This is a genomic window from Pseudomonas sp. COW5 (assembly GCF_026240005.1).
Classification (GTDB): domain Bacteria; phylum Pseudomonadota; class Gammaproteobacteria; order Pseudomonadales; family Pseudomonadaceae; genus Aquipseudomonas; species Aquipseudomonas kribbensis.
The window spans coordinates 1,132,679-1,147,069 of record NZ_JAPHVP010000001.1; the positions used below are offsets into that span (position 1 = coordinate 1,132,679).

Below are 14,391 nucleotides of genomic sequence, written 5' to 3' on the forward strand. Positions count from 1 at the left end.
AGCTTCTCTTGAATACGTGGGATTTTTCGGGAGTAACGCGGACTTAGCCGCGCTCGCCTTGCAGCCAGGTGAGCTGGACTTCGTGCTGGCCGCGATCATCGGTGACGAAGATCGTGCCTTCACTGATCATCACGTCCCACTTGATGACGCGGGGCATGTCCTGGGCCAGGGTTTCCAGCACTTCCTGAGGAACAGCGGCAATGTTGACGTTCTTCAGGTTTTTGATCGCCGGGATCACCTTGCCTTCCCAGACGCGCAGACTGCCGTAGGCCAGCAGGCTGGTGCGCTCGGTGCGACGGGAGCACCAGGTCAGGCGATCCGCGTCCGGCTGGCCGACTTCGATCCAGTGCAGGACGCGGTCATCCAGGCTCTTTTCCCACAACGCAGGTTCATCGACGTCCGACAGACCACGACCGAACGACAGCTGCTCGTTGTACCAGAGCGCGTAGGCCAACAGGCGTACGGTCATGCGTTCTTCGGTTTCCGAAGGGTGACGGGCGATGGTCTGCTTCACGTTCTCGTAGACGCTGCGGTCTAGATCGGTGAGGTTCAGTTCGAATTTGTAGGTAGTGGACGGCTGGGCCATGAACGGGCTTCTTGATACGAGGAAAGTCGGCAAGTCTAACCGATGCTGTAGGCAATCCACGAATTGATGGCGATCAACCTTGCGCGACTGACAGCCGGCTATGTTAAAACGCAGTATCTGCTCAGCCTTGTCCTACAGGATTTCGCATGCCGTTCGCCAACAAACCACTCAGCGGTCTGAAAGTCATTGAATTGGGTACCTTGATTGCCGGGCCGTTTGCCTCGCGCATTTGCGGCGAGTTCGGTGCCGAAGTGATCAAGATCGAATCGCCGGACGGCGGTGATCCGCTGCGCAAGTGGCGCAAATTGTATGAAGGCACCTCGTTGTGGTGGTTCGTCCAGGCCCGCAACAAAAAGTCCCTGACGCTGAACCTCAAACACCCCGACGGTCTGGCGATCCTGAAAAAGCTGCTGGGCGAAGCCGACATCCTGATCGAGAACTTCCGCCCCGGCGTGCTGGAAAAACTCGGCCTGAGCTGGGAAACCCTGCACGCACTGAACCCGAAACTGGTGATGGTGCGCCTGTCCGGTTTCGGTCAGACCGGACCGATGAAGGATCAGCCAGGTTTCGGTGCGGTCGGCGAATCCATGGGCGGCCTGCGCTATATCACTGGCTTCGAGGACCGGCCACCAGTGCGTACCGGAATTTCCATCGGCGATTCGATTGCCGCCCTGTGGGGTGTGATCGGCGCGTTGATGGCCCTGCGTCATCGCGAGGTCGACGGCGGGCTTGGCCAGGTCGTTGATGTGGCGCTCTACGAAGCGATCTTCGCCATGATGGAAAGCATGGTGCCGGAGTTCGATGTGTTCGGCTTCATTCGCGAGCGTACCGGCAACATCATGCCGGGGATCACGCCCTCCTCGATCCACACCAGCGCCGACGGCAAACACGTGCAGATCGGCGCCAACGGCGATGCGATCTTCAAGCGTTTCATGCTGATCATCGGTCGCGAGGATCTGGCCAATGACCCGACACTGGCGAGCAATGACGGGCGCGACACCCGCCGTGACGAGTTGTACGGCGTGATCGATCGCTGGGTCAATTCGCTGCCGCTGCAAACCGTGCTGGACCTGTTGAATCAGGCCGAAGTCCCGGCCAGCCGGATCTTCAGCGCCGAAGACATGTTCAACGATCCGCAGTACCTGGCCCGGGAAATGTTCCTGCAGGCCAAACTGCCGGACGGCAAACCTTTCAAGATGCCGGGCATCGTGCCGAAACTCTCTGAGACACCCGGCACGTCCGAATGGGTCGGACCGCAGCTCGGTGAACACAATGCGCAGGTACTCCACGATCTTGGCTACGACGAGAAGCAGATCGCCCGGCTGCGCGAAGACGGAGCCATTTGAGCTGAAGCGCCTGATGCCCTCGGCCTCGAACCGCGCCCATCACTGGTGGACGTGGCGGTTGTTCGGCCTGCTATTCTTGCTGGCGTTGCCAGCATGGGCACAGGCCAAGCCAACGCTGATCTGGCTGCTGCGTGACCTGCCGCCGCTGACCATTCTCGAAGGTCCGAAAAAGGGCCAGGGCGTCATCGATCAACTGATGCCGATGCTGATAGCCGGCATGCCGCAATACGAACACACCCTGATGCGGGTCAACCGTGCCCGGGGCCTCCAGATGCTCCATGAACATCCGTTTGCCTGCGATCCGTCGCTGCTCTGGAACAGGGAGCGAGCACAGTGGATCGCGTTCTCCATCCCTGCTTTCCGCGCAGTCAGTAATGGTCTGGTGGTTCGCCGCAAAGATCGCGAAATGCTGGAGCCTTTTCTGGTCGAGGAACAAGTCGATCTGTCGGCGTACCTGGCCAACGGCGAGAGAAAAGTCGGGGTGGTGGCCGAACGAAGTTACGGTGAATACGTCGACAATCTGCTGCGTCAGGCACCGATTGGCTCGCTGACGCCGCACTATGGCAACGATGCTCTCAGCAGCCTGCTTTCGATGCAGCGACTGGGTCGACTGCAAGCCGTACTGGGTTACTGGCCGGAAATCCGTTATCAGGCGCGTCAGGTTCAGATCGCCGAAGACGAGCTGGAGTTTTTCCCCGTTCACGGTGCGGAAAAGTACATCTCGAGCCATGTCGGCTGCACCGATACCACCCAGGGTCGCCAGGCAATCCGCGAAATCGATCAACTGCTGCGCACCCTGCCCCACGAACACCTGAACCAGCTCTACGCCCAGTGGCTCGACCCTGAAATGCGCCCGGACTACCTGGAGCAGGCACGGATGTTCTTCCAGCAGCAGGCCGCGCAGTAAACACCGGGCAAAAGAAACCCCGAGAAGTGGGGAGACGACTCGGGGTTAAACGTGGTCTGTATCAAAGACCCGTAGCAGCAAGCGACAAGCACCGGAGCACAATGCTTGATCCTGCTGTTATGGGGTCTGACTGACCTGGGCGCAGGAAGGTTCCCACAAAAGTCCCATCAGTTTCAGAGCAGCGGGCGCTTGTCGCGGGCAACGTTGCGCAAGGCAGCGATCACACAGGGTTCCAGCCGGCCTTCGGCGATCAGGATGTCTCGATGCAAGCCATCGACCACATCCGTCAGTTGGCGCTTGTCGCTCAGCTGCGCCCGATTGAATTCACGTTCCACCACAATGGCGCCACTGCCGTTCTTCAGTGTCACCAGGCATTCGCCCTGCAGACCGCGAGGGGTCAGCGTTACCTGATACGGGCTCAGAGCCTCACCGAGCAATAGACTGATACTTTCCATCTCGATCTCCACTCAATAGTCCGAAAACACAGTGCCTGGGGCGTGTCCACAGTAAATGACCACCGGCCCGAGAAGAAAGTTCTGCATATCGGCGGCCTCTGCGGGAGCGTCACCGACCTGTCGGAGCATGCATGGAGAAGATGACAGAAAAATAACCGATGGTTTCAGGCGCTGACCGAACGTCGGGGCGACGACAGATAGCGGTCGAGCAGATTGCGCATCAGCACCGCCGAAACCGGCGTGTACAGTCGGCCCAGCAGCTGCATCCCGCTCTCCTCCAATAAAGATTCCAGATCGGCCAGTACGCTGGGAGCCACCACCCCCAGCAGAATCAACGCTCGAGCGTCCCGTCGGGCAACCAGATGGTTGATCAGTGCCAGCCCCTCACCACTTTTGAGCTGCGGATTGCAAATGGCGATATCGACAGCCCCCCGACGATCCAGCGAGCGCTTTGCCGCTCCCAGCGAAGGCGCGGTCAACACGTCGTAGATTCCAATGGCATTGAGCATCTGGTGCAACGCCATCAGCTGAAACGGATCGGGTTCGAGAAGCAGGATTTTGAGCGAGCGCATTGGACGACCTCTTGCACGACAATCGCGGTTTCTCGCCGCAGTGGCTTGTCACTCTAGGGCAGTCGTCCTAAGCCTCCCATCAGAAAAGTAGCCAGGTTTTATAGGACATTTCCGATCTTCAACGCAGACATCGACACCCGCTATCGGTCTGCCTCTGAATGATGTCCGTCCAGCCCCCCAACAATCCGCGCAGCGCCCCATCAGCGCCATAAAAAGGGACCGTCCACTGATAGACCTGCCGAGAACCGCCCTTGAACATCAGCTGCCGTCTGCTGAAGCGCGTCTTACGGGTGCGCAGTTGCACCATGAACTCATCATGAAGCATCAATGCGGTGGCCTGCGGAAGCACGTCGAGCTCACACAGCGTCCGCCCCTGTGCCTGTTCAAAACGCACGCCAAGCGCCTCTTCATAACTGCGATTGCACATGATCAGGCGCCCCTGCAGGTCACGCACGAACACCGGATCCGGCATGGCATCGATCAACGCATGCTGAAAGGCCAGTTGATCGCCCAGATCCTCCTCCACCTCACGTCGCTGCTTGATCTCGACAGCGAGCCGCCGACTCCATAGCAGCGAAAACAGGCCGAACACGCCGAGCACGCCCATGCCCCAGCATCCCCACTCGAGCATTCGCGTCCCGAGCGAAGGCGACGGAGCGGGAGAAATGCCGTCCAGCCATTTCAGGCGCATTGCACGCAATTCGGCTGCCGAAAAGGCTCCAAGGGCTTTGTTGAGAATGCTCAGCAACTCAGGCAAGCCCTTGCGCACGGCCAGATGATCTGCCTCCCACTTGCCCTCCACCAGACCTCCGACCTTCAGCAGACCCGATGGAAACAACTGCGCACCAATCTCGTTTTCGATCGTGGCGTAAGCCTCGCCACTCTCCACCACCGCCCGGGCCTCGGCGTAGGTCTTGACCGAGCGTATTTCGATCAGCGGATGGTCGCGCCGGATACTGTCCTCCAATGCATGCCTGGCCGGCAGCACCAGAACCCGCTTCTCCAGCTCTTCAAGCGACTGCACCGCTGGCTCACCTGCACGCCCGACGAACACCCAGCCTGCACCGCCGAAGGCATGACTGAAATCGAGAAACTGCCTGCGCTCCTCGTTCATCGCCAGCGTGGTACTGATGTCGGCGACGCCACTTTCGAGCCGCTCCAGCATGTGGTTGGTGGAGAACGACTCCTGATGCACGAACTGCAAACCGGTCATGGCGCTGATGTGCTTGAGCACATCGTTGTTCAGGCCGCTCCAATGACCGTGTTCGTCCTGAAACAGATACAAGGGATACTGCACCGAGGCGACTGTCACCGTGGGGTTTTCACGAATCCACTGTTGCTCTTGCGCGTCCAGCTCAATGGGCTGGATGTTCAACTCTGCCCCTTCTGAATGCATCGTCAGATGGGCCGCCTCCGCCAATTGCAGCAGCCCCGACAACCCCCAAAAAAACAACCAGCACAACGCCGGCTTCCATCCTGAATAAAACCGCATTGCCACATCCTTCGTCATCGACTCGCCCGTCCTTCGTGGGCGAAACACGCGCAGTGTGGCATGCAAAAACAAGAAAGCCCGTCAGGAGACGGGCTTCAAAATGTGACAGCTTTCAGGGCTTAAAGCGGCTTGCCGCGATTGCCATGCTGGCTGACAAAGGCTTGCACGGCTTTCAGCTCGTTTGCCAGAACGGTGCAGCGCTCTTCTCTCTCAAACAAATCAGAAAGATGTGCAGGTAGTTCGAGAGCTTTTCCTACACCGGCTTTCTCCACCGCGTCCGGGAACTTGACCGGATGCGCCGTACCCAGGATCACCATCGGGATATCCAGGCTGCGACGGCATTCACGAGCGGCTTTCACGCCGATGGCGGTGTGCGGATCCAGCACTTCACCGGTCTGCTCGTAGACTTCGGCGATGGTTTCGCAGGTTTGCGCATCGTCCACGGCCAGCGAGTCGAACAGTTTGCGGGCTTCGGTCCAGCGTTCCTGTTCGACGCTGAAACCGCCGCCCTGCTTGAACGAGTCCATCAGGCCGGCAATCGCCGCGCCGTTGCGACCGTGCAGGTCGAACAGCAGACGTTCGAAGTTCGACGAGACCATGATGTCCATCGACGGCGACAACGTGGCGTGCAGGGTTTCCTTGACGTACTGGTTGCCGCTCATGAAGCGGTGCAGGATGTCGTTGCGGTTGGTGGCGACGATCAACTGGTTGATCGGCAGGCCCATGTTGCGTGCCAGGTAACCGGCGAAGATGTCGCCGAAGTTGCCGGTCGGCACCGAGAACGACACCGAACGTGCCGGGCCGCCCAATTGCAGGGCTGCGTGGAAGTAGTAAACGATCTGGGCCATGATCCGCGCCCAGTTGATCGAGTTCACTGCCACCAGACGGGTGCCCTTGAGGAAGCTCTGGTCGGCGAAGCTGGCCTTGACCATTTCCTGGCAGTCATCGAAGTTGCCTTCGATGGCGATGTTGTGGATGTTCTCGCCGAGGATGGTGGTCATCTGCCGACGCTGCACTTCGGACACACGGTTGTGCGGGTGCAGGATGAAAATGTCGACGTTTTCGCAGTGCTTGCAGCCTTCGATGGCGGCCGAACCGGTATCACCGGAAGTGGCGCCGACGATTACCACGCGCTCGCCGCGTTTTTCCAGCACGTAGTCGAGCAGACGGCCGAGCAGTTGCAGGGCGAAGTCCTTGAACGCCAGGGTCGGGCCGTGGAACAGTTCCATGACCCATTCGTTGCCGTTGAGCTGGCGCAGCGGTGCGACGGCGCTGTGAGCGAACACACCGTAGGTTTCTTCAAGAATCTTTTTGAAATCGGCGTCCGGAATGCTGCCGGTAACGAACGGGCGCATGACGCGAAATGCCAGCTCGTGATACGGCAGGCCGGCCCAGGAAGCGATTTCTTCCTGGGTGAAACGTGGCAGGTTTTCCGGAACGTACAGACCGCCGTCGGTGGCGAGACCGGCCAGCAGGACGTCTTCGAAATTCAGGGCCGGTGCCTGGCCGCGGGTACTGATGTAACGCATGACTGACTCCAATGGACAGTGTTCACAACACCGGGCCCGCAGACGGGCCCGGTGAAGGAGATCGGCTTAGTTCAGGTGCTCGACACGGATCCGCACGACCGGACCGACAACACCCGCCAGGGCTTCGAGGGCGGCGATCGCATCGTTGATGTGCTGCTCCAGTACGCGGTGGGTCAGCAGGATCATCGGCACCAGGCCGTCGTGTTCCTCGACTTCCTTCTGCATGATCGACTCGATGTTGATGCCGCGCTCCGAGAGGATGCTCGCCACCTGAGCGAGTACGCCCGGGTGGTCCTTGGCCTGGATGCGCAGGTAGTAGGCGCTTTCGCAGGCTTCGATCGGCAGGATCGGATGGGCCGACAGCGAGTCCGGCTGGAAGGCCAGGTGCGGCACGCGGTTTTCCGGGTCGGAGGTCATGGCGCGAACCACGTCCACCAGGTCGGCAATCACCGACGATGCGGTCGGCTCCATGCCGGCGCCGGCGCCGTAGAACAGGGTCGAACCGGCAGCATCGCCGTTGACCATTACCGCGTTCATTACGCCGTTGACGTTGGCGATCAGACGATCGGCCGGGATCAGCGTCGGGTGTACGCGCAGCTCGATACCGGCGGCGGTGCTGCGTGCCACGCCCAGGTGCTTGATGCGGTAGCCCAGCGCTTCGGCGTAGTTCACGTCGGCGGTGGTCAGCTTGGTGATGCCTTCGGTGTAGGCCTTGTCGAACTGCAGCGGCACACCGAACGCGATGGACGCCAGGATCGTCAGCTTGTGCGCTGCGTCGATGCCTTCGACGTCGAAGGTCGGATCGGCTTCGGCGTAACCCAGCGCCTGCGCTTCGGCCAGCACGTCTTCGAAGGTGCGACCCTTCTCGCGCATTTCGGTGAGGATGAAGTTGCCGGTGCCGTTGATGATCCCGGCGACCCAGTTGATACGGTTGGCGGACAGGCCTTCACGGATCGCCTTGATCACCGGAATGCCGCCGGCTACCGCCGCTTCGAACGCCACGATCACGCCTTTCTCGCGGGCCTTGGCGAAAATTTCATTACCGTGAACGGCAATCAGAGCCTTGTTCGCGGTGACCACATGCTTGCCATTCTCGATGGCCTTGAGTACCAGCTCGCGGGCAACGGTGTAGCCGCCCATCAGCTCTATGACGATGTCGATCTCAGGGTTCGTGGCCACTTCGAAGACATCGTTGGTAATCGCAATACCGGTCGTCTGGAACTGAGGCTTTGGCGTGCGCATGGCAATTTGTGCCACTTCGATTCCACGCCCGGCACGACGAGCGATTTCCTCGGCGTTGCGCTGAAGTACGTTGAAGGTTCCGCCACCGACGGTCCCTAACCCACAGATGCCTACTTTGACCGGTTTCACTGTGAACTCCCCATAAAACGGCCGACGCGAGGCCGGCCGTGAAAACAACCGCGCAATCGCGGCTCTCTATTGATGACCCGGCCATGTTGCCGCCGGGCCACGCTCGTCACGCCTTGGCGCGACGATGCGAATTACTTCGCGCCCAGCGCCAGTTTGGCGACTTGTGGCGCAGGCTGGTAGCCCGGAATGACTTGTCCGTCAGCCAAAACGATGGCCGGCGTGCCGTTCACGCCGATCGACTGACCGAGGGCGAACTGTTTGGAAACCGGGTTCTCGCACTTGGCAGCCTTGATTTCCTTGCCATCGACCATCTTGTCCATGGCGGCCTTCTTGTCTTTCGAGCACCACACGGCTTGCAGTTGCTCGTCACCCGGCGAGCCCAGGCCCTGACGCGGGAACGCCACGTAACGCACTTCGATGCCGCGCTTGTTCAGCTCAGGCACTTCGGCGTGCAGCTTGTGGCAGTACGGGCAAGTGGTGTCAGTGAACACGGTGATGTGCGACTTGGTCTCGCCCACGGCCGGGTAAACCACGGTCTCGGCGACCGGAATGCCGTTGATCAATTTGGAAATGCCCAGGCGTTCGGTCTTCTCGGTCAGGTTGACCGGTTTGCCGTCCTTGAGCTGGAACATGTAGCCCTGAACGATGTACTGGCCGTCGGCGCTGGCATACAGCACGCGACTGCCCTTGAGCTTGACTTCGTAAAGGCCCGGCAGCGGGCTGGCGGTGATGGTGTCCACCGGAACGTCGAGCTGGAGGTTTTCCAGGCTCTGGCGGATGGCTTTGTCGGCCGCATCATCGGCGACGGCAAAGGTGCTGACCAACGCAATGGCTGCGGCGGCGAAAATCTGGGTCAGACGCATGTGAACTCCTGAAGGCGGACAAATGGAACGATCAGAACGCCCGTGCCGGAACACCGGGTCATAACCGTCCATCGTGCAAACCGGCAAAGCCTACCACATAAGGCTCCCGTGGCCGAATGCGCCTGTCGCAAGGCAGAACGCTCAGCCACGCGGGTGATGTCTGGCGTGCAGATCCTGCAACCGCGCCCGGGCGACGTGCGTGTAGATCTGCGTGGTCGACAGGTCGCTGTGGCCCAACAGCATCTGCACCACGCGCAAGTCGGCGCCATGGTTGAGCAGGTGCGTCGCGAAGGCGTGACGCAGTGTGTGCGGCGACAGCGATTTGCCGATCCCGGCAACCTTGGCCTGATGCTTGATGCGGTGCCAGAAGGTCTGGCGAGTCATCTGCTCGCCGCGCTGGCTTGGAAACAGCACATCACTCGGGCGCCCGCCCAGCAACTCGCCGCGACCATCGCGCAGGTAGCGCTCGACCCAGACAATCGCTTCCTCGCCCATCGGCACTAGCCGCTCCTTGCTGCCCTTGCCCATCACCCGCAACACGCCCTGCCGCAGGTTGACCTGCTCCAGGGTCAGGCTGATCAGCTCGGTCACCCGCAACCCACAGGCGTAAAGGACTTCGAGCATGGCACGGTCGCGCTGGCCGATGGCTTCGCTCAAATCCGGTGCCTTCAGCAGCGCTTCCACGTCGGCTTCCGACAGTGATTTGGGCAACGGCCGGCCCAGTTGCGGCATGTCGACGCGCAAGGTTGGATCGACCGAGATCAGTTTTTCTCGCAGCAAATAGCGATAAAAGCCACGCACGCCCGAGAGAAATCTCGCGGTGGAACGGGGTTTGTAGTTCTGCTCCAGACGCCAGGTCAGGTGATCAAGGATCAACTCGCGACCCGCGTTGATCAGCTCGAGGTTTTTCTCCTGCAGCCAGCCGTTGAACAGCGCCAGATCGCTGCGGTAGGCATCGCGAGTGTTATCGGACAGGCCTTTCTCCAGCCACAGGGCATCGAGGAATTGGTCAATCAGCGGGTGGTCGATGGCAGGCATGGGCACTCTGGGCGCGCCGGCAAAAGCACGACGCGCAAATAAACAGTGAACGGTTGAAAGGCTCGCTAGTCTTTCATAGCCCGCTATTTCAAGGAACAGGGAGCTTCAATGAACGAGCAGCAAATTCTCTTGGCCTTCGGCGGTATCGGTGCTGCCGCTCTGGGCTGTCAATGGCTGGCGTGGCGGCTGAAGTTGCCGGCGATTCTGTTTCTGCTGTTGACCGGCATTCTCGCCGGCCCCGTGCTGGGCTGGCTCGACCCACAGGAAATGTTCGGTCCGCTGCTGATGCCGCTGGTGTCGCTGGCAGTGGCGCTGATCCTGTTCGAGGGCAGCCTGACCCTGCACCTGTCGGAGTGGCGCGAGATCGGCAGCGTCGTGCATCGGCTGGTGACCCTCGGTGCGCTCTCGACCTGGATAGTGATTGCGGTGGCGACTCACTGGCTGCTGGGTTTCGACTGGCTGCTCGCCATCCTGTTCGGCAGCCTGACCCTGGTGACCGGCCCGACCGTGATCGTGCCGATGCTGCGCGTGGTACGACCGAAGGCTTCGATCGCCAACATCCTGCGCTGGGAAGGGATTGTGATCGACCCGATCGGCGCGCTGCTCGCGGTGGTGGTCTACAGCTTCATCATTGCCCGCACCGAAGGCCATGGCCTGGAACAGAGCCTGCTCACCTTCGGCGGGGTGATTGTCTGCGGCAGCGCGTTCGGCATCGCCGGTGGCTGGCTGCTCGGCACGATTATTCGACGCCAATGGCTGCCGGAGTATTTGCACAATCTGGCATCGCTCGCCGCCGTGCTGGGGATATTCATCGCCGCCAACCAGACCATGCACGAATCCGGGCTGCTGGCGGTGACGCTGATGGGCATGTGGCTGGCGAACATGAAGGGCGTGGATGTGCGGCACATCCTGCACTTCAAGGAAAACCTCAGCGTGCTGCTGATTTCCGGGTTGTTCATTCTGCTGGCGGCTCGGCTGGACCTGCACGCGCTGATCGGTCTCGGGCCACTGGTGCTGATTTTGTTACTGGTGATCCAGCTGATCGCCCGCCCGCTGAACGTAGTCTTGAGTACCGCCGGTTCGAGCCTGAGTTGGCGTGAGCGTGCATTGTTGTGCTGGATCGCCCCGCGCGGGATCGTCGCGGCGGCAGTCTCGGCGATCTTTGCGATTCGCCTGGATGAAGCAGGCCATGAAGGCGCGCTGTTGCTGGTGCCGCTGACCTTCGCCGTGATCATCGGCACCGTCGTGCTGCAAAGTGCGACCGCCCGACCACTGGCGCGCCTGTTGAAGGTGGCGGAACCGGCACCCAGCGGTTTCCTGATCGTTGGTGCAAACGGCCCGGCGCGCCTGCTCGGCAAGTCCCTGCAACAACTGGGCAGCCGGGTACTGCTCACCGATTCGAGCTGGGAAAACATTCGGGCAGCGCGCATGGAGGGCTTGCCGACCTACTTCGGCAATCCGGCCTCGCAGCACGCGGATGCGCATCTGGATCTGGTGGGACTGGGACATTTGCTGGCGCTGTCACCGTCCGGCGAACTCAATACGCTGGCAGCCATGCGCTTTCGACATGACTTTGGCCATCAACGCCTGTTCGGACTGGCCAGTGGTCATGAAAGCCGGCGCAGCGACAAGCACCGCGCCAGCCTGGAACATCGCGGCAATCAACTGGGGAGCGAGGCGCTCACTTACGCCAGGCTGGCCAGCCAGTTGGGCCAGGGCGCCGATCTGTATAGCACGACGCTGACGGACGGGTTTGGCTGGGACGATTACCGGGCGCTGCATGGCAACCGCGCGACACTGCTCTTCATGCGCGATGACAGCGGTTGGGTGCATGTGGTGACGCCGGAGACCGTGCTGAAACCGGGGCCGGGGTGGACGTTGCTGGCGTTGATTCAGCCTGAGATCAGCGGCGGCGCATAAACCCAATCGCGGGCAAGCCCGCTCCCACAAGGTTCGTGTCGATCACAGAAATTGTGTCCGGCACAGAACCTGTGGGAGCGGGCTTGCCCGCGAATGCTGCGGCTCGGTGCCGGGTCAGGCCGCGAAACCTGGCAACACGGGCACTGGCCGCTTGTCATCATCAATGGCAACGAAGCTGAACTGCCCGTGAATGGCTTTCTCACGCCCGTCGCAGCTCATGCTTTCAACGAACACTTCCACCTCGACCTTGAGGCTGGTGTTGCCGACCTTGATCACCCGCCCGACCAGCTCGACGATGGAACCTGCCGGGATCGCATGGTTGAAATCGATCCGGTCGGTGGAGACCGTCACCAGCGGCAGACGGCAGAAACGCGTGGCGGTGATGAACGACACTTCATCCATCCAGGCCAGGGCGGTGCCGCCGAACAGGGTGTTGTGGTGATTGGTGGTCGGCGGGAAGACCGCCTTGGTCACGCGGGTCACCGAGAGTTCGGTGCGGCGTTCGATTTCTTGCTCGCGAGATGTCATGGATACGGCCTGAAGCAATGGTGCTGTGGATAAATTGCGGACAACAAAAAAGCAGCCCGTAGGCTGCTTTTTTCTGCATCGGAAGCTGGACTTAAGCCAGTTTTTCCTTGATGCGAGCTGCTTTACCCGACAGGTCGCGCAGGTAGTACAGCTTGGCTTTACGTACGTCACCGCGACGTTTGACAGCCATGCTGTCGATCTGCGGGGAGTAGGTCTGGAAAGTACGTTCTACGCCAACACCGTTGGAGATTTTACGAACGGTGAACGCACTGTTCACGCCGCGGTTACGCTTGGCGATTACAACGCCTTCGAACGCTTGCAGACGGGAACGATCGCCTTCCTTCACTTTCACCTGAACGACAATGGTGTCGCCCGGGGCAAAGGCTGGGATCTCTTTGGTCATCTGCTCTGCTTCGAGTGCAAGGATGATTTTGTTGGTCATGCTGTGCTCCTAAGGTAAATCGTCGGATCTACCATCGATACGTTGTTAACTATCGTCCCGCTCGCGGATGTATTCCTCGAGCAGCTTCTTCTCTTCTCCAGAAAGCGAGCGGCTTTCCAGAAGATCGGCGCGTCGTTCATAGGTCCGACCAAGGGACTGCTGTAAACGCCAACGCCGGATGTGTGCGTGATTGCCACTTAGCAATACGTCGGGAACACGCTGATCCGCATACACCTCCGGTCGGGTGTAGTGCGGGCAATCCAGCAAACCATCCGTGAAGGAATCTTCCTCCGCGGAGTCCGCATGCCCTAAAGCTCCGGGCAGCAGTCGTGTAACCGCATCTATCAGGACCATCGCCGGCAGCTCGCCGCCAGACAGGACATAGTCCCCAATCGACCACTCTTCATCGACATGAGCATCAATAAAACGCTCGTCAATGCCTTCATAGCGACCGGCAATCAGGATCAATGCATCCGATTTAGCCAGTTCGCGTACCGCCGACTGAGTCAGTTGACGGCCTTGGGGGGACAGGTAAATCACCTTCGCCGCCTCCCCGGCTGCTGCCTTGGCCTGAACCAGAGCATCTTCCAGGGGCTTGATCTTCATCACCATGCCCGGACCACCGCCAAACGGGCGATCGTCCACAGTGTGATGCCGATCCGTCGTGTAATCCCGCGGATTCCAACAGGTCAGCTGCAAGAGCCCCTGTTTGACCGCTCGACTGGTGATGCCGTAGTCGCCGATGGCGGAAAACATCTCGGGAAACAAACTGATCACTTCTACGCGCAAGTTAGCCACGCTTAGAAGTCCGCGTCCCAATCCACCTTCATCTCGCCCGCTGCAAGGTCGACTGCCAACACGCATTGCTCCGTATAGGGCAACAGGCGTTCGCGATCATCCAGGCTGCCAGCGCAAGGCTTGACTACCATTACATCATTGGCGCCGGTTTCCAGAAGATGATCGATTTTCCCGAGCAATTGCCCAAGTGTGTCGATAACCTTCAGACCTTCCAGCTGGTACCAGTAGTACTCGCCTTCGGTCAATTCAGCGAACAGGCTGCGCGGCACGCAGATCTCGTAACCGGCCAGAAGACGAGCTTCTTCACGATCATCAAGACCCTTGAGCTTTGCGACCAGGAACTTGTCGCTCCCACGTCCACTGACCAGCTCGACCTGTTTGACATTACCTTCGCGCTTGAGCGTCCAGGTTTTGTACTGCAACAGGTTTTCAGTCGGATCAGTAAAGGAATAAACCTTCACTTCGCCGCGAACGCCGTGAACAGAATAAATTTTGCCAATAACGATCAAATCATCGGCAACAGCAGGCGTCGCGTTCATATTGC

The 14,391-nt window shown here is 60.0% G+C and carries 15 protein-coding genes; 3 read left to right on the top strand and 12 right to left on the bottom strand.

Annotated features, from left to right (window positions below; genetic code table 11):
• Window positions 1-43: 43 nt before the first annotated feature.
• Window positions 44-586: a YaeQ family protein gene (locus OQ248_RS05235; RefSeq protein WP_007954646.1), complete on the bottom strand. Its 543-nt coding sequence runs from the start codon at window positions 584-586 to the stop codon at window positions 44-46.
• Between the two features lie 146 nt (window positions 587-732).
• Between OQ248_RS05235 and OQ248_RS05240 the strand changes: the two genes are divergently transcribed.
• The gene (locus OQ248_RS05240; protein ID WP_265812224.1) at window positions 733-1,932 is read left to right on the top strand and encodes a CaiB/BaiF CoA-transferase family protein; all 1,200 of its coding nucleotides are present in this window, start codon (window positions 733-735) and stop codon (window positions 1,930-1,932) included.
• Between the two features lie 13 nt (window positions 1,933-1,945).
• Window positions 1,946-2,839: a TIGR02285 family protein gene (locus OQ248_RS05245; RefSeq protein ID WP_265812225.1), complete on the top strand. Its 894-nt coding sequence runs from the start codon at window positions 1,946-1,948 to the stop codon at window positions 2,837-2,839.
• Between the two features lie 173 nt (window positions 2,840-3,012).
• Here OQ248_RS05245 and OQ248_RS05250 read toward each other — a convergent pair whose 3' ends face one another.
• The 7 genes from OQ248_RS05250 to xerD all read right to left on the bottom strand — a co-directional run bounded on the left by OQ248_RS05250 (window position 3,013) and on the right by xerD (window position 10,159).
• Window positions 3,013-3,294, bottom strand: coding sequence for a DUF3509 domain-containing protein (locus tag OQ248_RS05250; protein WP_119429023.1), 282 nt, complete (start codon window positions 3,292-3,294; stop codon window positions 3,013-3,015).
• A gap of 164 nt (window positions 3,295-3,458) precedes the next feature.
• Window positions 3,459-3,866 (bottom strand): DNA-binding protein, encoded by a 408-nt coding sequence (locus OQ248_RS05255; protein ID WP_265812226.1) that lies wholly within the window; start codon window positions 3,864-3,866, stop codon window positions 3,459-3,461.
• A 118-nt stretch (window positions 3,867-3,984) separates the two neighbouring features.
• A complete protein-coding gene (locus tag OQ248_RS05260) occupies window positions 3,985-5,358 on the bottom strand; it encodes a transporter substrate-binding domain-containing protein (protein WP_265815066.1) in 1,374 nt (457 codons plus the stop codon).
• A gap of 119 nt (window positions 5,359-5,477) precedes the next feature.
• The gene (thrC, locus tag OQ248_RS05265) at window positions 5,478-6,887 is read right to left on the bottom strand and encodes a threonine synthase (RefSeq protein WP_265812227.1); all 1,410 of its coding nucleotides are present in this window, start codon (window positions 6,885-6,887) and stop codon (window positions 5,478-5,480) included.
• A 66-nt stretch (window positions 6,888-6,953) separates the two neighbouring features.
• On the bottom strand, window positions 6,954-8,258 hold the full coding sequence (locus OQ248_RS05270) for a homoserine dehydrogenase (RefSeq protein ID WP_011332618.1): 1,305 nt from the start codon (window positions 8,256-8,258) through the stop codon (window positions 6,954-6,956).
• Window positions 8,259-8,389: 131 nt separating this feature from the next.
• Window positions 8,390-9,121, bottom strand: a complete 732-nt coding sequence (dsbC, locus tag OQ248_RS05275) for a bifunctional protein-disulfide isomerase/oxidoreductase DsbC (RefSeq protein ID WP_085711641.1) — start codon at window positions 9,119-9,121, stop codon at window positions 8,390-8,392.
• Between the two features lie 141 nt (window positions 9,122-9,262).
• Window positions 9,263-10,159 (bottom strand): site-specific tyrosine recombinase XerD, encoded by an 897-nt coding sequence (gene xerD, locus OQ248_RS05280; RefSeq protein ID WP_265812228.1) that lies wholly within the window; start codon window positions 10,157-10,159, stop codon window positions 9,263-9,265.
• Between the two features lie 108 nt (window positions 10,160-10,267).
• On the opposite strand from xerD, the gene OQ248_RS05285 reads away from it, so the two are divergent.
• Complete coding sequence (locus OQ248_RS05285; protein ID WP_265812229.1) at window positions 10,268-12,079, top strand: sodium:proton antiporter; 1,812 nt, start codon at window positions 10,268-10,270, stop codon at window positions 12,077-12,079.
• 114 nt (window positions 12,080-12,193) lie between these two features.
• On the opposite strand, the gene OQ248_RS05290 is transcribed toward OQ248_RS05285, so the two are convergent.
• The 4 genes from OQ248_RS05290 to rimM form a co-directional block, all read right to left on the bottom strand.
• Entirely contained in the window at window positions 12,194-12,607 is a 414-nt protein-coding gene (locus tag OQ248_RS05290; RefSeq protein WP_114881518.1) for an acyl-CoA thioesterase, read from the bottom strand.
• Between the two features lie 91 nt (window positions 12,608-12,698).
• The gene (gene rplS / locus OQ248_RS05295) at window positions 12,699-13,049 is read right to left on the bottom strand and encodes a 50S ribosomal protein L19 (RefSeq protein ID WP_009047143.1); all 351 of its coding nucleotides are present in this window, start codon (window positions 13,047-13,049) and stop codon (window positions 12,699-12,701) included.
• Between the two features lie 45 nt (window positions 13,050-13,094).
• Window positions 13,095-13,847, bottom strand: a complete 753-nt coding sequence (gene trmD, locus OQ248_RS05300; protein WP_085711645.1) for a tRNA (guanosine(37)-N1)-methyltransferase TrmD — start codon at window positions 13,845-13,847, stop codon at window positions 13,095-13,097.
• 2 nt (window positions 13,848-13,849) lie between these two features.
• Window positions 13,850-14,386, bottom strand: coding sequence for a ribosome maturation factor RimM (gene rimM / locus OQ248_RS05305; RefSeq protein ID WP_085711646.1), 537 nt, complete (start codon window positions 14,384-14,386; stop codon window positions 13,850-13,852).
• Between the last annotated feature and the right edge of the window lie 5 nt (window positions 14,387-14,391).

What these genes read in the sequence shown, in the direction of transcription:
- OQ248_RS05235 (WP_007954646.1), bottom strand. Translation starts at nt 586, where the DNA reads ATGGCCCAGCCGTCCACTACCTACAAATTCGAACTGAACCTCACCGAT.
- OQ248_RS05240 (WP_265812224.1), top strand. Translation starts at nt 733, where the DNA reads ATGCCGTTCGCCAACAAACCACTCAGCGGTCTGAAAGTCATTGAATTG.
- OQ248_RS05245 (WP_265812225.1), top strand. Translation starts at nt 1,946, where the DNA reads ATGCCCTCGGCCTCGAACCGCGCCCATCACTGGTGGACGTGGCGGTTG.
- OQ248_RS05250 (WP_119429023.1), bottom strand. Translation starts at nt 3,294, where the DNA reads ATGGAAAGTATCAGTCTATTGCTCGGTGAGGCTCTGAGCCCGTATCAG.
- OQ248_RS05255 (WP_265812226.1), bottom strand. Translation starts at nt 3,866, where the DNA reads ATGCGCTCGCTCAAAATCCTGCTTCTCGAACCCGATCCGTTTCAGCTG.
- OQ248_RS05260 (WP_265815066.1), bottom strand. Translation starts at nt 5,358, where the DNA reads ATGCGGTTTTATTCAGGATGGAAGCCGGCGTTGTGCTGGTTGTTTTTT.
- thrC (WP_265812227.1), bottom strand. Translation starts at nt 6,887, where the DNA reads ATGCGTTACATCAGTACCCGCGGCCAGGCACCGGCCCTGAATTTCGAA.
- dsbC (WP_085711641.1), bottom strand. Translation starts at nt 9,121, where the DNA reads ATGCGTCTGACCCAGATTTTCGCCGCCGCAGCCATTGCGTTGGTCAGC.
- xerD (WP_265812228.1), bottom strand. Translation starts at nt 10,159, where the DNA reads ATGCCTGCCATCGACCACCCGCTGATTGACCAATTCCTCGATGCCCTG.
- OQ248_RS05285 (WP_265812229.1), top strand. Translation starts at nt 10,268, where the DNA reads ATGAACGAGCAGCAAATTCTCTTGGCCTTCGGCGGTATCGGTGCTGCC.
- OQ248_RS05290 (WP_114881518.1), bottom strand. Translation starts at nt 12,607, where the DNA reads ATGACATCTCGCGAGCAAGAAATCGAACGCCGCACCGAACTCTCGGTG.
- rplS (WP_009047143.1), bottom strand. Translation starts at nt 13,049, where the DNA reads ATGACCAACAAAATCATCCTTGCACTCGAAGCAGAGCAGATGACCAAA.
- rimM (WP_085711646.1), bottom strand. Translation starts at nt 14,386, where the DNA reads ATGAACGCGACGCCTGCTGTTGCCGATGATTTGATCGTTATTGGCAAA.